We start from the raw sequence: 20,617 nt of genomic DNA on the forward strand, positions 1-20,617 counted from the left end.
GGGGTCGTATCTTTCTAAGCTGCCTGTACGGCAGAGCACTCTTCCTCACTACAGGTGATTTGGTTCCGTCTTTTCTAAGCTGCCTGTACGGCAGAGCACGGTTCTCTTCAATAAACTCCTTGTTCAAAGTCTTTCTAAGCTGCCTGTACGGCAGAGCACTTTTCCCCTGGATAATCGTCCACGCTTCAGACTTTCTAAGCTGCCTGTACGGCAGAGCACTGAAATAATATCTCCACACCCTTCTGATTTGCATACAAAAAAAGCTAAAAAACCTTCTCTGACCCTCTTTTTACCCACCAAGAATACTCATTTAAAATCAATAAATTACACAAACGCTAAAAATTAGGGTCGAAACACCTTTCTTCGCATCACTCCCCCTCACAAAAACACCCATTCCACCCACCCTGACAAATGGCTATACTTACCCATGACAAATGACATTACTCAGGAGGTGACATGAGAACATGGATCCCCGCACAGAAACCTGCTGATAACGCACTTTGGCGTTACGCCGGTTTACCCGCCAACCGAGGTATGCGGTTGATTGAATTTCTCAATCAGGGATTACCCGTCAGTGTGCTCGACAACATCCACGAGTGGACGTCCATGTCGAAAGCGGACATTTTGCGTGTCACGGGTATCAACGAACGTAACGTGGCCCGCCGCAAAAGCGCGGGCCGGACGTTAACGCCCGACGAGAGCGAACGCGTGGCACGTTTCGTTCGGGTGCTGGACGCTGCCGTTGACTATTTTGGCAGTAAAGAAGAAGCATGGACCTGGCTGCAGGCACCGGTGCGCGGACTGGGGAACGTGGCGCCCGTCGACTTAATAGCGACGGAAACCGGTGCGCTGGAAGTCACCGATTTGATTGGTCGCCTGGAACACGGCGTGTTCGCATGATTTTTTATCGTCTGGTGACAGGACGCTATGCCAGCGAGGCGTGGAGTGGGAGTGGTGCAAACCAGTATGGCGGACGGTGGAATCATAAAGGCCATCCAGCTGTGTATGTCTCCACCTCCATCTCGCTGGCCTCACTGGAGATTTTGGTACATGTCAGAAAAGATACCGTGCTGAATCAGTACCAGCTTTTCAGCATTGATATCCCGGATGACCAGATAGATTACCTGGATAAAGCGTGGCTCCCCGAGGACTGGCAGGAAAATCCGGCGCCGGTATCGACAATGGATCTGGGAACCGGTTGGTTGCAGGCTAACAGTGCCCTCGCGCTTATCTTACCTTCCTGTATCATTCCTTATGAAAACAATGCCATCCTTAACCCCTTACATCCGGCGTTCCACTCGGCGCTCAATTCAGTTCAGCAACTCCCCTTTATTTTTGATACCCGCCTGGCTGAAAAAACCGCACCCTGAACGCGGATGCGGTTATACGTATCAGAACCAGGGAACCGTCGCCGTCGCGCTGAGTCCGTAGGTCGTAAACATCCCGGAGACAGGTGTAGAGAGCAAATCACCATGGCGAATGAAGAGCTTAAAAGACTGGCCGGTAGAGAGACTGCGCAGGTTAAGCCAGGGTAAATCCGTCCTCGCTTCCTGCATCGTCAGAAGACGTTGTTGCGCCTCCTCCTCTGTTAACCATCCTTTTTTCACCGAGCGTCGCATGAGCCTCTGCGCACTGCTTTTCACCTGGACGCGGCTCACGCAGCGCCACTGGTTGACGACAGGCACGGGCTGGATGTCTGAGGACATGCAGTAGTCACTCAACCCTTTCCGCCAGGACAATGCTTCAAGTTCGCTTAGTGCCTGATGATGACCGTGCACGCGTAAGACGGGGCCAGGCTTAAGGCCATATGCCGGGAAGCTGATCCCTATATCCCCCTGCCCTCGTTGTCCCAGCGCGCGGTGCAGCTTGGCCACCAGCGCAGCCATCAGCATCTCCTCGCTGAGCTCCGGATCGGGCAGAACGCGGATCTCAAGATAGTGATCCATAGCCACTCCTTAGTCGCCCTTCTCACCGAAAACGCCACCGCGGATCAGAACAGCCATGACGTAATGCTGCTGCTCAACCTCAGGTTTCAGTCCTTTCGTCACCCAGTTATCCAGTAAGGTATAGAAGTCCATTTTCTCTTTCGGCTGACGACAGGCCACGCCGCGGCTGGTGACTGAGCCGTAGGGCTCGACGGCGATAGCACCCAGCGCATCTACCTGAGGGTGCCAGGTATCGATAGTTCGAATGGCATTCCCGATTTTCTGCGAGTGCATGCCCGCAACGCTGTCTACCTGATACAACAGGCGACTCTTGCTGCTGTTGCTGTCCAGGACCAGCTCCTGCGACGGGAAAATCTCCTGTCCGGCACCGAGGAGCACCTGCGCTTCGACGTTCAGGAGAACAAATCCTCCACCGCTGAGCCCTTTTTCGATTTCCTGCGCCAGTGCGTTTAGGCTCTCGTCGCTGGCTGTAAAATCTCGCAGCGCATAATTGTATGCATCAAACGTCCACGACTTACTGCCCGTCACGTTCACGATGATTTTTTCAGCACCGACGCGGTTGCGCCATAAAAAACGCCCGTTCGCCAGGTTAGTTGCGTAGCGGCGCGCCAGTTCGGCAAAACCGTGTTCAGTGATATAGCCATCGATAACCTGCTGAAGTTCATCCTGATACGCGCGATCGTTACACACGGAAGGCGTCGACAGGTTTCCCAGCACCCGCAGGGTAAATTTCACCTTCAGGGTGTCTGCATCGGCAGGTAGCGACGCCACATCCACACGCTGCAGGTTCGCTTTCTGGATCTCAGCATCCAGTTTAGACGGATCGTTGGTCAGGGCATTTTTCAGGCGGTTAGAGATGGTGCCACGCACCGCTTTTTCCTGGATGCGGATCGGTTGCCACTGATTGCCCTGCCAGCTTCCGGAATACATCACTGCATCCGAGGTTGCCAGCTTACGTTCAAATGCCAGTACAGATGCCGTTTTAACGGCCGTTGGAGCCTTTGCCATAGATAAGTCCTTTTTAATTAATAAGTTCTGATGTCACCGGCGCGCCCGCGCCCTGACAGTAGTAGCCCGTTTCCGTTGTCCGATAACGCCAGAAAATCTCGTCCAGTGACCGAATCCGGTGCAGACCGCACCACTCGCCCACGCCATACACCGCTTCGGTAAACGCAAAGGGCGTTTCTGCATCACGCGCGTTTGCCACGACGCCCGGTGCGTAGAGTTCAGAGATGCGCTGATAACCCGTCATCAACGGCACCAGATAACCGGGGTTGGGTTTAGGAACAACGTGCCAGTTGGCCGGTTCACCTTCTGGATATCGCTATCCTCTGGCGTTTCTGCCTGTATTTTTAGCGCGGCAAAATCCAGCCAGGCGTCGAGAAGCGTTGCATTCGGGTTATGTTCAAGCAGTGTCTTATGATGCTCGCCCAGCCAGCCGCTGCGATCCCGCAAGGCAAAGCCCGGCATCAGTTGCCACTTTAATCGCCCCATCTCCTGAGCGCTGGCAGGCATCGCCATAACCGAAATGTCCTGGATATCGACGATGATTCCCCCCGCAAGTCGGAGCGTCGGACACACCTGCCTGAGATGCTCGGAAAGATCGCGCTGACCGTATTCGCCATTTGGAATTTCCCCGTGACACTCCAGCAGCAGTGAAACCGTCATGTGCATGCGCCCCTCTTCGTTAAAGGAGGCCGTTTTCGCGTCCCGTGTAAGCGGATTGCGGGTCAGGGCAAACTGATAATCGCGGCCAGACGTGTGCGCGTGGATCTGGTGCTCGTGACTGACGACAGCACAGCCATCAATGCGCAGCCCGTGCGTTTCTGTCAACCTGCGCGACAGCGCATGGGAAAATCCCAGGAAATGGGTAATGGCGGGAAAACCGTAAGTCAGGCCAGCAATCGCGTTGGCGTTTTCAACTCTCACACGGCGAAGCAGGATCAGTGAACTCATTTCAGCGCCTCCCGGATAATTTTTTCCATCTCACGCAGGTTGCTGCGTAAACGTTCACGGGTTTGCCATTCACGCTGTTCCACATACCCCACATCCTTTAATGCCTTGCTCAGGCGCGCGTTAAGCCACAGGGCAAAATCTGTTGCGACGCTTACCTGCCAGTCGTCTTTATCCCGCTCGAGACGAAAAGCCTCATCGGTTTTAGTGCGCCAGGGATCGAGCCAGAGTTGTTGATGAGTGACTAATCGTTCGCACGAGAGGGTCCAGTTTTCCCATGTATCACGCTGTAGTTCCGACGCCACCACAAACAGCAGGTCGATAAGCGCATCAATGTATTCATCACGCGCTTCGCGAATACGGACATTGGTGTAATCACCGGTTCTGGCCAATAAAGACACAAGCAGTTGAACAGTGCTGTTTGCACGTCGATCAAACTGACCACCTAAAGTGAAAATAGAACGTAACGTCGTCGGCGGCTTGTCTGCTTTTTTCCACTGCGGCGGCTGACAGGATAGAAGCCAGCTACGCCCGCCGCGGACGCTGTTGAGATAGGAAATGTTTTGCGGTTTGGTGCCACCAAAGTGTATTTCCGCTGAATCCGGGAAAAGCGTCAGCGGAGTGGGATGCCAGGTTTTCTCCCGGCGTGCTTTCCAGATAGCTTTAACATCGTCGCCAAAACGGAAGGCAATCATTTTCTGATGCATGGCGTGAACAAGCGAGGTGGCAAATAACGGGCTCAGCAGATGGTAACTTTCACCTACCGGGAAATAGCCCTGCTTAGCCAATTTGTGCGAAGCGGGTTCTCCGGGCGTTAACGCACAGGAAAATCCCGCAATCCATTCATCCAGTTGGTTTGCGTCATCGGTAAAAGCGGCCAGCGCAGCGCGATCTCCGCGTTTCAGGCTTGCCAGTAGAGAATCACCACCGTCAACCCGTGTTTGCAGCAATTTCGCGACGTCCAGCGCCGCGGCGTTTCCCACGGCATCCGGTTCCAGACCTGACAACGCAGCGGTGCTGAGATACCCTTCCTGCGCCACTGCCTCGCTGTAAATACTGCTACTTTTTGAATCCCCGTGGGTAAATTTCGCCGCATGGGTCACGAGGTTAATTTGTCCGGCTCGCTTCGCGGCATCCGTCAGCCAGGCTTTCGGTTCATAGCGAAGCTCCAGTTCCCGGCGTTCTGCCGCAAGCGTCGCGCTATCTTCAGCGCTGCGTTTTGCGGCCTCTTTATCAAATGCTTCCAGCTTTGTTTGCCGTCGTCCGGCAATGTACTCAGCGATGAAAGCGCTTAGTGCTTCAACTGACATACTCGCTCCTGGCTCCTTATCGATATTCCCTGAACACACCCAACACTGGGTGATACAGCCATTGCTCTGTCTCCTCCTCCCTGCTGATTCTCAATGTGATTTCGCCATACCGTCGCGATACCGCGCCCAGCTCCATCTGCTTAGTCTCGGCCAGCGCCTGTAATACCTCGCCATAATCAATCGCCATCCACGGCTCTACACCCTCGGCCATCGATAAGGACTTCTCGCAAAACCGTCCCGCAGGTTTTAACACCCCGTTCTCCTGCATCAGGCAAAACTCAGGTTCATCGCCTTCCTCTTCCATACTCAAAAAGAAAGTGTCCTGCGGTGAAGCGCGGCGAAACGGCGTTCGCCGCTGCAACTCACCGTTCCACGTCAGCGGCAGTCGCCACCACGACGCGGCTACAGCATCTGATTTATCGCCGCCGTCCAACAGCGCGGCGCGCAAACGGGCATGCTCCAGCGCCGCCAGCGCATTGCCGGGCAGGTTTTCCACGATGCGCGGGATCGCATTCAGCGTGCGATAGCCCTCTTCGCTGAGCAGTTCATGGAGATCGTGGTGAGGCAGCAGATGCTGCTCGGTTTCAAAACCGGGTCGGCAGTAGGCGATCTTTTCTCCGCGAAGCGCACGCACGTTGCGTTCCAGAATCACCAGGTTTTCATTTTCAGGCACGATCTGACGATGGCGCTGAATACGGCCCGCAAACTGAATAAGTGAACGCATCGAGCTCGGCTCGATAATCCCCCAGTCGGCATCAAAATCGCGCCCGACTTCGAGAACGGATGTGCCAAGCACGACAAAGAGATGATGCTGTTCCGGTAACATCAGCGCCTGCTTAACGTCAGGCAACTGCCAGACCCGCTCCGGTTCGTGCCGCGTGAACGCGGCGTCGAGCCGTTTTTCAATCGCCGCACGCACAGCCAGCGGGTGCTGGCTGTGGTACACGCAATAATGAATGCGGTAATTGTCCGGAGAAGGCAATGCCATCAGCGCCTGCGCGACGGCAACCAGCGGGTTGATATTCGCCATCCGCACCAGACCAAACGACACGGTTTTGCCGCTTTTATGGGTGCTACGGTGATGACCGTGCAGTGCGAACATTTGCTGGTGCAGCGTCTGCGCCAGCGCAAAGACAACATCAGCATTACAGGACGAATGCGGCTCCACGGCGGCCAGTTTACCCAGGCGAAGCCGGGGCTGGTCTGGCAGACGTTTAATACGCCGCGTGACAAAATCGCCATGCGCCTGACGAAATTGAGCATCGTCGGCCACATCCTGCGACTGCGCGCCATACTCATCAAACCAGGCGCAGCAGATACTCATCGGTCTGTCCGACTGACCGCACGCGGCCTGCCAGGCTCTGCGCCCTTCCCGATAGGCTTCAAACAGCGCTTCCGTTAACGCGGGGGGGAGCGTTGCAGAGGAAAGTAGCACGCGAGAACCGAGCATTCCCGCCCAGTTCACCAGCCGACACAGGGCGTGCAAATCATCAACGTCAAAATCGTCAGGTTCATCAAGCACCAGATCGCTGGTCATCAGGCGCAGCATGGCGGGGATCTGTCTGCCGCCGCGTACGCCTTCCGTTGCCGGCATCAGGTGAACGATAGTTGTCACCAGCACCGGGGCACTGACCAGGCGATTGAGCGCCGGTTCTTTCGCCAGCCACTGCTGTGCGATGCCGCTACTGGTCGCCCCTTCGTAATGCACGTAATGGTGGCTGGCGAAAAACGTTTCGTCGCTGGCGCTGCTGGTGTCTTCAGCATCGTTGCCCTGATACAGTTCCTTCACTGCCGCAGCACCGGTAACGACGGCCAGCGTGTCGTCATCCAGCCCCAGGCGCGACTGCAGAGCCTGCCCCGTTTGCAGCGTCAGCGTGCGTAACCCCAGCGCCACGCTGAAGCGGCACCCCTCATGCTCATCCGAAAGAGCATACATAATCCGGGCATTAGCAAAGGTTTTCCCGCATCCGGTCGAGGCCATATTGATGCCGAAGAAGCCCTGCCCGGTACTCTTCTCGCGTAGAGAAGACGCTACGTCCCACGCCTTGTTTTGCCAGTGAAAACGCGATTCTTTCGCCCTTTCCCGGAACGTTTTATGCCGGGCGATGGCGGGCAATGAACGACGCAGCGCCGGAAGAGAACGTCCCATCAACAGCGCCTGATGTGCGACACCGACATTGTGCTCATCCAGTTTTTGCTTAAGCTGTCCGGACTGGCGGTCGCTGTTGGCCCAGCACGGGACGGCATCATCCTGCCAGGCTAAATATGCAGGTTGTGAGGAGTAAATGTGATCGGCCAGCATCAGCGACAGGCGGGCGAGATGGAGGGTGAAAAGATTATCCAGCGATCCCGCCTGAAGTAGCGCAGGCAGGTTCCGGATGCGTTTACCAATCTGTCGGGCCTTCTCGCGCCAGGTTTGACTTCTTAGCGGCGTGCCGTGCGGGAATGTCCAGACATTTTTAAAATCACGCGTTTTCCATGGATGTTTATCGGTAGATTTATGGTTGAGCGAGTTCCAGTCTGCATTCAGCTGTTTCTCAATCCAGCCTTCGCTGTACAGTAATGAGGTCTTTGCCGGATGCGGTTGAGGTAAACGGTGGTGCGATAGCATTAGCCACGCCACCACCCTCGCTACCGGGGGCAATTTTTCGAGCGGGCTATTGCTCCACTCTGCCCTGTCCATCTTCAGCGCTTTCAGCATGGCTTTTTCATCAGCGGCCTTAAGCTGCGTTAACGATGCCAGCCACTGTTCATCACTACGCTCTCCTACAAACGCCTCGAACAGACGCACCGAGATCCACTCATGCCGATACGGCTGACAAACGTGCTGATTTTCCCCCTTAAGCGTCTGCTGGAAGCACATCCCCGCTTTGCCAAAATCATGAAACAGCCCGGCGATTGCCGCCAGCAAAGCGATGCTTTCCGCACTTTGCCAGCGGTGTTCACCATCGTTCCGGATAATTTGCAGCGTCGTGCGATTCGTTGGCACGCGCCCTTGCGCGTTAAAGCGACGCAAATTCCCGACTATCCACAACAGCTCGGTTTGACCGTTTTTTTTCAGCCAGTGGCAGGCCACGGCGGTATTACGGCGTGCCGTTTTACGCAGCAGCTTGCGCAGCGCGTTAACGCCTTCCATCGTTATCGTCGTCTGCCACGCGGCATCACCCGTACGTTCAGCAAACTGATCGATAATCTGACAGCTTTGCTCGCGCGCGCGTTTGGTACACCGGGAGATAATCAGTACATTCATTTTGCGACGCCAGCCAGTGATTGCGAGGTGTCCTGCAAGGTGGTGATCATCACATCCAGCGCATCAGACTGTTGAAACGCGTTGATGCAGCGCTGACGAAACTGTTGACTATCCTCACCCTCCATAGCCGCAACAAACGCCTGCGGCATAACGAGGGCGTCTTTGATTAGATCGGCAATATCAAAAACCAGCCCGCCGCGTCGGGTTTTACCGTGCATGACCGCCAGACCGTGAGGAATGCCCGTTACCCAGGCCGCGACAGCCGCCAGCCCGTAGGCCAGATAGTTGCCCTGATCGAGGAAACGGTTCGCCATATCCGCCCCACCACCGCGTTTGGCGCGGGTAAAGCTGCCATAGCCCACCGTTTGACTGGTCAGTTTGTAGAGCGATTTCGTGAGCTGCGCTTCCTGGAGCATCAGCGAGGTGTGGTCCTGTGCGTTTTCCATGCCCGTTCTGGCCCGATCCAGAATAGTCTCCAGCGCGACCTTATCAGGCTGAAAAGGCGTTTCCCGATGCATCCGCAGCCTCTCCCACTGTTTTTCAATTTGCTGTAAACGGACAAGCTGAAAATGCTTTGCCGCCTGCAGACGTTTTTCTTCATCAAACCAGAATGAGACCCAGTTTTGTAAATATACGGTCGGGCGGTATTCGCTTTGCGGGCTGAGCCATGAGACGTCAATATCCACCTCGTTCGCTGAATAAAGCGGCGTACCATCCGTTCCACAGAAACCGACCATCACGCCCGCCCGGGCAAACTCCCGCATTGCCATTTGTGTCACGGATGTTCCCATTCCCAGCATCACTGCCGTGGTATTCGCGATGGGAATATTCCAGTAAAACGACTCCTTGCCTTCCTGGGTGACATATTCAACGCGCCCGCCATTCATCTGGATGCGACATTTTTCCAGGTAATAAATATTGGCGCGCTTTGAATGCAGGATGGTTTTTAAGTCTGTTGGAGTGATGCTGTTTACGGACATAGCAAGGGCTTTTATTTCAAGGTGTTGAATGCGCGGTATGTTATCGAAGATAAGATGAAAACAAATGTGACGGGTATCAAATGAAGAGTAATTACCGCGATAATAAAGTGAAAAATCACTTTTCCATTTAATGCATTATTTTTACGAACAATATATTCATTAGAATATAATTGGTATGTGAATGAATTTTTTATTTATTGCGAAAAATAAAGAATGTGGGTTTGATCGTATTAAGTTTTAAATAGGTAAGCTGAATGTTTTAGAGAGTTGTTTTTAGTTGTGCTGCCTGTACGGCAGTGAACGGGCTGGTTTCGCCTCATGGTACACCGCATAAGTTTCTAAGCTGCCTGTACGGCAGTGAACGGAATAACTTTTTGAGGCGAAAAGCCCAGGTATTTCTAAGCTGCCTGTACGGCAGTGAACTCCTTTCGTCACCAAGCTGGTTTACTCCGACCTTTCTAAGCTGCCTGTACGGCAGTGAACGAGGCAAAAACCGACGGTGGTGCCACGCTTGGCTTTCTAAGCTGCCTGTACGGCAGTGAACATTTCAGCAGCCGTGATAGTAAATGGCGGTAGTTTTCTAAGCTGCCTGTACGGCAGTGAACCCTTTGACGTCAGCCAGTCCAGCGCCTCTTTTTTTCTAAGCTGCCTGTACGGCAGTGAACACCATGGAATCACACAGCCTCACACTCGATGATTTCTAAGCTGCCTGTACGGCAGTGAACCAGCATCATTTTTATGATGCGGTGCGCCCTCATTTTCTAAGCTGCCTGTACGGCAGTGAACTTCAGCGTGCGAAAGAATACGGCGGTGGCTGGTTTTCTAAGCTGCCTGTACGGCAGTGAACGGGCCAGCTCATGGAGTGCAGCCCTTCGCTCTTTTTCTAAGCTGCCTGTACGGCAGTGAACCTGATGGCATACAACCGCGCGCTGAACAGAACTTTCTAAGCTGCCTGTACGGCAGTGAACGTAGATGGTGCCGCTGGTCAGGTTTGTGAACTTTTCTAAGCTGCCTGTACGGCAGTGAACTGAAAGGAAACCACGCCATCTTATTGTTAGAAAAGAAAATAATCAACTTTCCCGCATAAAACCCTTTTTTCTGGAACGTAAATTCGCATTATATAAATCAAAAGGTTACGTAATCATCAAAAAAAGGGTCAAGCCAGTGGCGTCAGTAGTCTTTCCCCGACACTACGAATTACATTCAGGAAATAATGTGAACTATCGTTTCTGCACGTTGAGGCGCAACGACATCCGCGGCCATTGAATGCGTAATGTCATGCAGCAACCCCGTCAGGTGCGGCAGCATATCGCGGTCAAACTGCGACACCATTAGTACATGGTTTAACGCCCGACAGTAGTCACACTTTGTTTTTGTATCTTCCAGCAGCCATTCCTTTTGTTGCGGTGGTTCCGATTCGTCCTCAAATTCCACTATCTGAAAATCACGCATGGATTCTGTGAGGCCGGATTTTACCTCTTCCAGATAAGCCCCGAGGCAACGACATACGGGCTGCGTTTGTGGGAGTGATTTGCAATCCAGCAGGATTTCGGTGAGCAGGTTGCAGCGCTCGGTCAGGGTGGGGAGATCAGGGTTGAGGAAGAGTTCGCTGTAAAGTTGGGCGAAATTATTAATATCAGTCATATGTGTTCCTTTATGCACGTAAGATTGTTTGTGCACACTTTCAGGACGCCAATCCCGGCACCTGATTTTGCAGGTGCGCCGCCATTTTATTACTGTGGATTTATCCAGCAACCAACGTCGTACGAAACTGGAAAGCGCCTCGCAAAATTCCTCTGCGGTCTGTTGCCCTCACCCCAACCCTCTCCCATAGGGAGAGGGAGAAAAGCAGGCATAAAAAAACCGGGCTATTGCCCGGTTTTTAAGACCTAGGTAGGAAATCAGTGAGCCGCTTCCGGCTTGTGCTTCGCTGCACTCTGGAAATCGTACGTCAGTTCGTTCTTCGCCTGATCCAGCGCCACGGTCACCTGGCCGCCGTCCACCAGCGAGCCAAACAGCAGCTCGTTCGCCAGCGGTTTCTTCAGGTTGTCCTGAATCACGCGCGCCATCGGACGGGCCCCCATCGCACGGTCGTAGCCTTTCTCGGCCAGCCAGTTGCGGGCCTCCTGGCTTACTTCCAGCGACACGCCTTTCTGATCCAGCTGAACCTGCAGCTCGACGATGAACTTGTCCACGACCTGATGGATCACCTCGGTAGAAAGGTGATCGAACCAGATAATGTTGTCCAGACGGTTACGGAACTCCGGCGTGAAGATCTTCTTGATCTCCTCCATCGCATCGGTGCTGTTATCCTGGTGGATCAGACCGATGGATTTACGCTCGGTTTCACGCACCCCGGCGTTGGTGGTCATCACCAGCACCACGTTACGGAAGTCCGCTTTGCGCCCGTTGTTGTCGGTCAGCGTCCCGTTGTCCATCACCTGCAGCAGGATGTTGAACACGTCCGGGTGCGCTTTCTCGATTTCATCGAGCAGCAGTACCGCGTGCGGATGCTTGATCACCGCGTCGGTGAGCAGGCCGCCCTGGTCAAAGCCCACGTAGCCCGGAGGCGCACCAATCAAACGGCTGACGGTGTGACGCTCCATATACTCGGACATATCAAAGCGCAGCAGCTCAATGCCCAGTGCTTTAGAGAGCTGAACCGTCACCTCGGTTTTCCCCACGCCGGTCGGGCCAGCGAACAGGAAGGAACCGACAGGCTTGTGGTCATGCCCCAGTCCGGCACGGGCCATCTTGATCGCTTCGGTTAAGGCCTCAATGGCTTTATCCTGACCAAAGACCAGCATTTTCAGGCGGTTGCCGAGGGTGCGCAGCGTGTCGCGGTCGCTCTGAGAAACGCTCTTCTCAGGGATACGCGCGATGCGGGCCACCACGGACTCAATATCCGCCACGTTAACGGTTTTCTTACGCTTGCTGGCCGGCATCAGGCGCGCACGCGCCCCTGCCTCATCAATCACGTCAATCGCCTTATCCGGCAGATGACGATCGTTGATGTATTTCACCGCCAGCTCCACCGCCGCACGCACCGCTTTCGCGGTGTAACGCACGTCGTGGTGCGCTTCGTACTTCGGCTTCAGGCCGTTGATGATCTGCACCGTTTCCTCGACGGACGGTTCGGTCACGTCGATTTTCTGGAAGCGGCGCGCCAGCGCACGGTCTTTCTCAAAGATGTTGCTGAACTCCTGGTAGGTGGTGGAGCCAATCACGCGGATCTTGCCGCTGGAGAGCAGCGGTTTGATCAGGTTAGCCGCATCCACCTGGCCACCGGAGGCCGCCCCTGCGCCGATGATGGTGTGGATTTCATCGATAAACAGGATGCTGTTGGTGTCCTGCTCCAGCTGTTTTAACAGCGCCTTGAAGCGTTTTTCAAAATCACCGCGGTATTTGGTGCCCGCCAGCAGCGAGCCGATGTCCAGCGAGTAGATGGTGCAGTCGGCAATCACTTCCGGTACGTCGCCCTGCACAATGCGCCAGGCAAGGCCTTCGGCAATCGCGGTTTTACCCACGCCAGATTCCCCCACCAGCAGCGGGTTGTTCTTGCGGCGACGGCACAGCACCTGGATCGCGCGCTCCAGCTCTTTATCGCGACCAATCAGCGGGTCGATACCGCCAACGCGAGCAAGCTGATTAAGGTTGGTGGTGAAGTTTTCCATACGATCCTCCCCGCCTGCTTGCTCTTCATTGTTATTGACCTGATTGCTGGAATCCGAGGCCTGGTTAGGCTCGTCTTTGCGCGTTCCGTGAGAGATAAAGTTAACCACATCGAGGCGGCTGACTTCGTGTTTGCGCAGCAGATAGGCAGCCTGTGACTCCTGCTCGCTGAAGATGGCGACTAAGACGTTTGCGCCAGTCACTTCACTACGTCCGGAAGACTGGACGTGGAATACCGCGCGCTGCAGCACGCGCTGGAAGCTGAGCGTCGGCTGCGTGTCGCGCTCTTCTTCACTGGCAGGCAGCACCGGTGTGGTTTGTTCGATGAAGGCTTCGAGTTCCTGACGTAGCGCCACCAGATCCACGGAGCAGGCTTCCAGCGCTTCGCGGGCAGATGGGTTGCTAAGCAGTGCGAGCAGTAAATGCTCGACGGTCATAAACTCATGTCGGTGCTCACGCGCTCTGGCGAAAGCCATGTTTAAACTGAGTTCCAGTTCTTGATTGAGCATAGGCACCTCCCCCAATTTTATGCCTTATCAGGCCTTTTCCAGCGTACACAGCAACGGATGCTCGTTCTCCCTCGCATAGTCGTTCACCATCGCCACTTTGGTTTCCGCCACTTCGGCTGTGAAGATGCCGCAGATAGCTTTGCCACGATAATGAACGGTAAGCATCAGTTGCGTTGCACGTTCTACATCATAAGAAAAGAACTTTTGTAGCACGTCAATAACAAATTCCATCGGCGTGTAATCATCGTTCATTAACATCACTTTATACATAGATGGCGGTTTTAGCGCGTCACGCACTTTGTCTTCCGCCAGCTGGTCAAAATCCAGCCAGTCGTTGGTCTTACCCATTTTGCATAACCACTTTGAATCTACCTCAGATGTTAGATAACAATCATCTATTACTGTCATCCGCGATGTCTGTCACAAACTGTTGCAATAGCGTTAACTGCTTCAAACTTTGGTTGATTATTGTCCCATCTCCAGCGCCAAACGCTTGACGACGTCTTTCGTTTCTCTAAATTGTACAAGCGTGAGATGGCGAGGTTTTGAACAGCCCCCACTCCACCACCGGTTCATTCCATCTTAACTTATAAGATTTACGAAGGATGTCGAAGCATGGAAATGGGTACTGTTAAGTGGTTCAACAACGCCAAAGGGTTTGGCTTCATCTGCCCCGAAGGCGGCGGCGAGGATATCTTCGCTCACTATTCCACCATTCAGATGGATGGTTACAGAACGCTCAAAGCCGGGCAGTCCGTCCGGTTCGATGTCCACCAGGGACCAAAAGGCAATCATGCAAGCCTTATCGTCCCCATTGAAGCAGAGACGGTTGCATAGCTCTCTGTTTTATTGTGTACATCCCGCAGTCAAAATGCCAGCCCGATCGGCTGGCATTTTTATTTTCGGGTTATTCCCGAGCCAGCGCATCCACCGGATCCAGCCGCGCCGCGTTGCGGGCGGGCAACCAGCCAAACAAAATGCCGGTAAAGGTTGAACACAAGAATGCGGTAATAATGGCCACCGGCGAGAAGCCAATCTCCCAGCCGGGTAAAAAGAGCTGGAGCGCAAAGGCGATCATCATCGAGAGCGCAATCCCCATCGCACCGCCGACCAGACACACCAGCACGGCTTCAATCAAAAACTGCTGCAGCACGTCGCTGGCTCTGGCCCCGACCGCCATGCGGATGCCAATCTCCCGGGTACGCTCGGTTACCGACACCAGCATGATGTTCATCACCCCGATACCGCCGACGACCAGCGAAATCACCGCCACCAGCGTGAGGAACAGCTGAAGAGTACGTGTGGTCTTTTCTGCCGTTTTCAAGAGGCCGTCCATATTCCACGTGAAGAAATCTTTCTTCCCGTGGCGCAGGGTGAGCAGCCGCTCAAGCTGCTGTTCGGCCATGGCGCTGTCGTAGCCCTCCTTCACGCGCACGGTGATGGAGTTGAGCCAGGACTGCCCCATAATCCGCCCGGAGATGGTGGTGTACGGCAGCCAGACGCGCAGGATCTTGCTGCTGCCAAACATCGACTGCTTCTCTTCCGCCACGCCGATGACCGTGGCAGGCATGTTGCCGACCAGGATCACTTCGCCCACCACGTTGGCTTTATTGGGGAAGAGCTGCCTGCGCGAGTTCGCGTCCAGCACCACCACCTGCGCCCTGCCCGCCAGCTGTTCGGCGTTAAAGGTGGCGCCTTCGCTGAAGGTCATACCGTAGACGTTGAAATAATCCCCGCTGACGCCGTTCGCGCTGGCCGCCACGTCAACATTGCCCACGCGCAGGCGCAGGTTTTGCGACACCGCAGGCGTGGCGGAGTTGACCCACGGCTGCTTCTGAATGGCCGCCAGATCGTCGTATTTCAGCGCCTGCTGATACTGCGGCTCGTCGTCCCCGAAGTCTTTGCCGGGATAGACGTCAATGGTGTTGGTCCCGATTGCGCGGATATCGGCCAGCACCAGCTGCTTGGCCGCATCGCCCACCACCACAATCGACACCACCGAGGCGATACCGATGATAATGCCGAGCATGGTCAGCATGGGTACGCATTTTATTGGCCGCCATCGCCAGCCAGGCCATGGTCAATGCTTCGCGAAAGCCGCTGGAAAATTGCCCCCATCCGGTTGATGCCGGAAGCACTTCTTTCGGCGCCGCAGCCCTGGACTCACGCGGCGGCGGGTTGCTGACCAGCTCGCCGTCGTGGATCTCAATGATTCGCTCCGCCTGCGCCGCCACCTGCGGATCGTGGGTTACGATAATGACCGTATGCCCCTGATCGCGAAGCTGGTGCAGGATCGCCATCACCTCTTCGCCGGAATGGCTGTCGAGCGCGCCGGTTGGCTCATCCGCGAGGATCACCTGCCCACCGTTCATCAGGGCACGGGCAATACTCACGCGCTGCTGCTGGCCGCCGGACAGCTGCGAGGGCTGATACTCCACCCGCTCCGCCAGCCCCAGGCGCGTCAGCAGCATCTGCGCGCGCTCGAGGCGTTTTTTCCGATCGACGCCCGCATAGACCGCCGGAACTTCCACGTTCTGCGCGGCATTGAGGTGAGAAAGCAGATGGTAACGCTGGAAGATAAAGCCGAAGTGCTCCCGACGCAGCTTCGCCAGCGCGTCGCCGTCCAGCGTTGAGACGTCCGTCCCGGCCACGCGGTACGTGCCGCTGGTCGGTTTATCCAGGCAGCCGAGAATGTTCATCAGCGTCGATTTACCGGAGCCAGATGCCCCGACAATCGCCACCATCTCGCCCGCCTCCACGCGCAGGGAGATGCCTTTTAGCACCTCCACCGGGCCATCGCCCGACGGATAGCTGCGGCGAATGTCTTTCAGCTCAAGCAATGCCGTCATTTCGCGGCTCCGGGCAGGCTTTCGCTGATGACAACCTCCTCACCCTCTTCCAGCCCTTTCACCACCACCACGTCGGTGTCGTTGCGCGCGCCAATCACCACTTCGCGCTCGCGCGTTTCGCCGTTGCGCAGCACTTTCACTTTATAGCGGCTATCACCGGCGGACTCACCCAGCGCGGAGAGGGGAATGGTCAGCACGTTCTTCACGCCGGTCAGCTGGATATGCACCTGCGCGGTCATGTCGAGACACAGCACGCCCTGCGGGTTCGGCACTTCAAAACGGGCATAGTAGAAGATGGCGTCGTTAACCTTTTCCGGCGTCGGGAGAATGTCTTTCAGCACGCCTTCGTAGCGCGTCTGCGGATCGCCCAGCACCGTAAACCAGGCATTCTGCCCCGGTCTGAGATGGATAACGTCCGCCTCCGAGACCTGAGCTTTGACCAGCATGGTGCTCATGTCCGCCAGCGTCAGAATGTTGGGCGCCTGCTGCGCGGCAATCACCGTCTGCCCCTGCAGCGTGGTAATTTGCGTCACTTCCCCGGCCATCGGCGCAACGATTTTGGTGTAGTCGAGGTTGGTTTTCGCCGTATCCAGCGAGGCCTGGTTGCGTTTGATTTGCGCGTCAATCGTGCCAATCTGCGCCTGCTTCACCGCCAGTTCCGTGGTGGCCGTATCTAAATCCTGCTTCGAGATCGCCTGGGTTTTGGCCAGCGCCTGCTGACGGGTCAGCGTCACCTGGGCCAGGTTACGCTCTGCCTGCGCCTGCGCACGCTGCGCGCGCAGCTCCATCAGCGTGGCTTCCACCTCGCGGATCTGGTTCTCGGCCTGTTCAGGATCGATCACGCCGAGCAGCTGGCCTTTTTTTACCTTATCGCCAATCTCAACCGACAGCGTTTTCAGCTGACCGCTGACCTGCGCGCCGACGTCAACCTTGCGCAGGGCATCAAGCTTGCCCGTCGCGAGGACGTTTTGTTGCAGTTCGCCCGGACGAACAATCAGCGTCTGATACTGCGGCACCGGCGCGTTCAGCACCTGCCATAGCCAGTACCCACCGGCTAACACCACGACCGCCAGCAGCAGAAACAGCGTTCTGCGTTTTCCCTTGAGGTTCATAAATATTCCAAATAAATGTTCTGGCAATGATAAATGCTGATTCTATCTAAACGACTCCTCAACGAAACCCCTGTTCTCCGAAATCGTCACAATTTGTTTACGAGACGTTGAACGTTCGCCTGCTGAAATGGAGATCTTCATCAAGAAGCAGGATCTAACATGTCTTCCATCGTCGATACACCTTTTTCAAACCTGCCACAGCCTGCATCGGGTTGGCAGCTCTTCAGTCATCTGGCTTCCGGTAAGCTCACGCCAGGGCTGGCGTGGCAAAACCCCGCCTATCGACGTAAATTCATGCTACGTTCGCTGGCGACGCCTGTAAGTACCGCTCGCCTGTTGACGAGCCTTGCAAAACAGCCGAGCCTGATGCAAATGCTGCAGGTGCAGCCAGGACTGCCGTGCCGTCTGCATCGCCCCTGGCTGACGGTGAATATGGATCGCCAGCAGGCCCTTGAGTCCCTTAACTGGCACTATCAAACGATGAGCCGCCATATGCCGGCATCGCTGCTCTCGGGCTATCTGTCGAAAAAGGGCTTCACGCTGCTCACCTTAACCGGTAAAGATGAAGAGCAATTTACCGTCCGCCTGTGCGCCGATGCGTTTCTGGATAAAGAAGGGGAAGCCACCCTCGCCTTCTGCGACCATCAGAATACGGTGCTGGCCGAGATGACCTTCACCCTGTGCCAGCTTGAGGGAAAATCGACGCTGTTTATCGGCGGCCTGCAGGGCGCAAAAGCCCACGTTCCCCATGAGCTGATCCAGGGCGCGACGAAGGCCTGCCATGGTCTGTTCCCAAAACGTCTGCTGGTCGAAGCCGCCATGACCCTCGGCACCGCCTTCCCGGTAGAACAGATTGTCGCCGTCAGTAACGACACCCATATTTATCGCAGCTGGCGCTACCGCAAGAAAAAAGAGGGGAAACTGTTGGCCGATTACGACAGTTTCTGGATCTCCATCGGCGGTGAAAAGCAGGATAGCGGCAACTTTATGCTGCCCCTCGTCATGCCGCGCAAACCGATGGAAGAGATCGCGAGTAAAAAGCGTTCCGAATATCGCCGCCGCTACGCGCTGCTGGATAGCCTGATTCAGCAGGTGAACCAGGCGACTCAACGTTAATCCGCTCTCCCGCGTGCCAGCCACAGCACGCGGGAAAACATCTTCCGCAGCAGGGTCGGCACCGCCTCCACGCCCCGTCTCCCCGCTTCCGTCGCCACTTCAATGGCTAAATCCGGTTTTGAAGAACGATGAATAGCTTTGGCGATCACGCGCCGCATGTTCATCGGGACATCGACCGGCACCATGGCAATTCGGTGGAATACGTCGTCGAACCCCTGACGATACATAAAGTGTTCCATGTCCATCGCGGGCAGCATGGTTAAATGGTCGCGCTCTTCCTCGCGCTCGTTATTCAGCAGGCTACGCACGGTCGAGGCATATTTTTTGCCCGCCTCATCACCGTCGACCAGAACGTGCCACTCGATCCCCATCCGGCGGGCAAATTTTATCAGCGGCTTGAGTCCCGACTGGGCAAATTCAATCACCTTGATGCCTTCCGCATCAAAATGGTGGCCGCACTGGCGCGCCAGTTCGTTGATGACCCAGGTTTCCGTCTCTCCTTCCACCAGCAGCCAGCAGCGGGCAAAGAGCGACGACGCGCGGTTAAAGCGAATATGAAACGCGATGCGCCGCCCGTCTTCCGCGTTCAATCCACCCGGACCTAACCGGTAGGCGGAGACGCGGGAAGATTCACGCACCAGACGACAGACGTGCTCGACCGGCGTCAGCGATAATAATTCGCCGGAATTGGTGGTCGTAACGCGCTGGAGCGGCAGCAGATTCAGCAGATGCCATGCCACGGAGAGCATGATGGGATGCAGGCGCGTTTCCGGGTCTTCCACCAGCAGCAGCGGCCGGGCGTCCCGGTCAAGACGCACGGTGCCTTTGGCCTGCAGAAGCGTTGAAAACAGCCCCAGCAAAATCACCCGATGGGTACGACCGCCGGGCCGGTCGATCATCCGGTTAATGATATCGAGGTAGCGCCAGCTGCGCTGTTCGTCATGAGAGCGGCGGCGCATCAGGCGATGGCGCGACTCCGACGTTCCCTGCTCGGAAAAATAGTGCTCCAGCAGCTGTACCATTGCGGACAACCCCTGACGAATTTGACCGTCGGTCAGATTCTGCGGACGCGACACCAGCTCTCTCGCCAAAAAATCCAGCTCGCGGGCGGTGACTTCCACTTCCGGCATATTCGGTACGGTACCGTTACGGATGCGCCGCATAAAACGCGCGTCGCGCAGGCGCAGCACCGGCGTCAGGCGGATCAGGTGGCGGGCCAGATCGTCGATATTGTCCAGCGGGATCGGGCTGGCCTTCTCATCAAGAAAATCACGCAGGGTCAACACGCCCTCGTTTTCCGCCATCTCCCCTTCCAGCCGGTAGAATATGCGGTGGAAACCGTCATCGCACGGTACCCAGCAGGGTGACAGCGGGCGGAAGCGACGCACGCGATGACGTCCGGGCTCGGACTCGCGGAACGTCAGGATAATATGCAGGTGCTTCTCGCGCCCCGTCACGTCGCCGGGGGGGAACCAGAAATCGTCGCGAACGAAGTGATACAGATCGTCTTCGGGCGAAAGCAGTAACGTCAGCGCATCCAGCAGGCTGGACTTACCCCAGGCGTTCTCGCCGATCAGGACGTTGTTCTGTTCCAGCTGCAGCGACAGGCGGTTAATACCGCGAAACCCGACAATTTCCACACGTTCGAGAAGCATAAATCCCCCGCGCAATGTTCACTTTTTCCTTTAAGTTATCAGCAGTATAGCGGGAGGCGCCCTGTCACGACAGCACAACATTCACCCTGACAAGAATTGGTCTATGCTCTATTTACCGCTGATTTGAACAAGGATTGACATCACATTGCCGGTAATGACTCCAACTTATTGATAGTGTTTTATGTTCAGATAATGCCCGATGACTTTGTCATGCAACTCCACCGATTTTGAGAACGACAGCGACTTCCGTCCCAGCCGTGCCAGG

Annotated in this window: 15 protein-coding genes, 2 pseudogenes and 2 CRISPR repeat arrays (1 of these 19 running past the window's edge); of the genes and pseudogenes, 4 read left to right on the top strand and 13 right to left on the bottom strand. The window is 55.6% G+C overall.

The window, feature by feature from the left end; all coding sequences use genetic code 11:
- A CRISPR array of direct repeats spans positions 1-219; the repeat unit is 28 nt; unit sequence TTTCTAAGCTGCCTGTACGGCAGAGCAC (it extends 650 nt beyond the left edge of the window).
- Positions 220-456: 237 nt separating this feature from the next.
- Entirely contained in the window at positions 457-900 is a 444-nt protein-coding gene (locus FHC48_RS03190; RefSeq protein WP_023327017.1) for an antitoxin Xre/MbcA/ParS toxin-binding domain-containing protein, read from the top strand.
- Entirely contained in the window at positions 897-1,370 is a 474-nt protein-coding gene (locus tag FHC48_RS03195) for an RES family NAD+ phosphorylase (RefSeq protein WP_045334129.1), read from the top strand. The genes FHC48_RS03190 and FHC48_RS03195 overlap by 4 nt, the downstream gene beginning before the upstream one ends.
- 21 nt (positions 1,371-1,391) lie before the next feature.
- Here the strand turns inward: FHC48_RS03195 and cas6f are convergent, their stop codons facing one another.
- The 9 genes and pseudogenes from cas6f to clpS all read right to left on the bottom strand — a co-directional run bounded on the left by cas6f (position 1,392) and on the right by clpS (position 13,968).
- The gene (gene cas6f / locus FHC48_RS03200; protein WP_059362019.1) at positions 1,392-1,946 is read right to left on the bottom strand and encodes a type I-F CRISPR-associated endoribonuclease Cas6/Csy4; all 555 of its coding nucleotides are present in this window, start codon (positions 1,944-1,946) and stop codon (positions 1,392-1,394) included.
- Between the two features lie 9 nt (positions 1,947-1,955).
- Positions 1,956-2,954 (bottom strand): type I-F CRISPR-associated protein Csy3, encoded by a 999-nt coding sequence (gene csy3 / locus FHC48_RS03205; protein ID WP_059362017.1) that lies wholly within the window; start codon positions 2,952-2,954, stop codon positions 1,956-1,958.
- A 13-nt stretch (positions 2,955-2,967) separates the two neighbouring features.
- Positions 2,968-3,902 (bottom strand): annotated as a pseudogene (csy2, locus tag FHC48_RS03210) (type I-F CRISPR-associated protein Csy2).
- Positions 3,899-5,209 carry a type I-F CRISPR-associated protein Csy1 gene (csy1, locus tag FHC48_RS03215; RefSeq protein ID WP_059362015.1) on the bottom strand — a complete coding sequence of 437 codons (1,311 nt, stop codon included), beginning with the start codon at positions 5,207-5,209 and terminating at the stop codon, positions 3,899-3,901. Before csy1 ends, csy2 begins: the two are co-directional and overlap by 4 nt.
- Positions 5,210-5,225: 16 nt before the next feature.
- Positions 5,226-8,459 carry a type I-F CRISPR-associated helicase Cas3f gene (gene cas3f, locus FHC48_RS03220; RefSeq protein ID WP_059362013.1) on the bottom strand — a complete coding sequence of 1,078 codons (3,234 nt, stop codon included), beginning with the start codon at positions 8,457-8,459 and terminating at the stop codon, positions 5,226-5,228.
- Positions 8,456-9,439, bottom strand: a complete 984-nt coding sequence (gene cas1f, locus FHC48_RS03225) for a type I-F CRISPR-associated endonuclease Cas1f (protein WP_059362011.1) — start codon at positions 9,437-9,439, stop codon at positions 8,456-8,458. The genes cas3f and cas1f overlap by 4 nt, the downstream gene beginning before the upstream one ends.
- Before the next feature lie 274 nt (positions 9,440-9,713).
- A CRISPR array of direct repeats spans positions 9,714-10,467; the repeat unit is 28 nt; unit sequence TTTCTAAGCTGCCTGTACGGCAGTGAAC.
- 175 nt (positions 10,468-10,642) lie between these two features.
- Positions 10,643-11,083: a hypothetical protein gene (locus FHC48_RS03230; protein WP_059362008.1), complete on the bottom strand. Its 441-nt coding sequence runs from the start codon at positions 11,081-11,083 to the stop codon at positions 10,643-10,645.
- Between the two features lie 257 nt (positions 11,084-11,340).
- Positions 11,341-13,620: an ATP-dependent Clp protease ATP-binding subunit ClpA gene (gene clpA / locus FHC48_RS03235; RefSeq protein WP_008499992.1), complete on the bottom strand. Its 2,280-nt coding sequence runs from the start codon at positions 13,618-13,620 to the stop codon at positions 11,341-11,343.
- Between the two features lie 27 nt (positions 13,621-13,647).
- Positions 13,648-13,968 carry an ATP-dependent Clp protease adapter ClpS gene (clpS, locus tag FHC48_RS03240; protein WP_006174393.1) on the bottom strand — a complete coding sequence of 107 codons (321 nt, stop codon included), beginning with the start codon at positions 13,966-13,968 and terminating at the stop codon, positions 13,648-13,650.
- 267 nt (positions 13,969-14,235) lie between these two features.
- Between clpS and cspD the strand changes: the two genes are divergently transcribed.
- The gene (gene cspD, locus FHC48_RS03245) at positions 14,236-14,457 is read left to right on the top strand and encodes a cold shock-like protein CspD (protein WP_008499993.1); all 222 of its coding nucleotides are present in this window, start codon (positions 14,236-14,238) and stop codon (positions 14,455-14,457) included.
- Positions 14,458-14,527: 70 nt separating this feature from the next.
- On the opposite strand, the pseudogene macB reads toward cspD, so the two are convergent.
- A pseudogene (macB, locus tag FHC48_RS03250) lies at positions 14,528-16,469 on the bottom strand (macrolide ABC transporter ATP-binding protein/permease MacB).
- Positions 16,466-17,581: a macrolide transporter subunit MacA gene (gene macA, locus FHC48_RS03255; protein WP_059362006.1), complete on the bottom strand. Its 1,116-nt coding sequence runs from the start codon at positions 17,579-17,581 to the stop codon at positions 16,466-16,468. The pseudogene macB and the gene macA overlap by 4 nt, the downstream one beginning before the upstream one ends.
- Before the next feature lie 159 nt (positions 17,582-17,740).
- On the opposite strand from macA, the gene FHC48_RS03260 reads away from it, so the two are divergent.
- Positions 17,741-18,697 carry a VirK/YbjX family protein gene (locus FHC48_RS03260; protein WP_023292896.1) on the top strand — a complete coding sequence of 319 codons (957 nt, stop codon included), beginning with the start codon at positions 17,741-17,743 and terminating at the stop codon, positions 18,695-18,697.
- Here FHC48_RS03260 and FHC48_RS03265 read toward each other — a convergent pair.
- Together FHC48_RS03265 and FHC48_RS03270 are read right to left on the bottom strand one after the other, a co-directional pair.
- On the bottom strand, positions 18,694-20,352 hold the full coding sequence (locus tag FHC48_RS03265; protein ID WP_008499997.1) for an ATP-dependent endonuclease: 1,659 nt from the start codon (positions 20,350-20,352) through the stop codon (positions 18,694-18,696). The genes FHC48_RS03260 and FHC48_RS03265 overlap by 4 nt on opposite strands.
- A gap of 165 nt (positions 20,353-20,517) precedes the next feature.
- A partial coding sequence (locus FHC48_RS03270; RefSeq protein WP_000641146.1) for an IS1 family transposase occupies positions 20,518-20,617 on the bottom strand: 100 nt, incomplete at its 5' end.

Origin of the sequence: Enterobacter sp. EC_50 (assembly GCF_019584525.1) — a bacterium.
GTDB lineage: Bacteria > Pseudomonadota > Gammaproteobacteria > Enterobacterales > Enterobacteriaceae > Enterobacter > Enterobacter roggenkampii.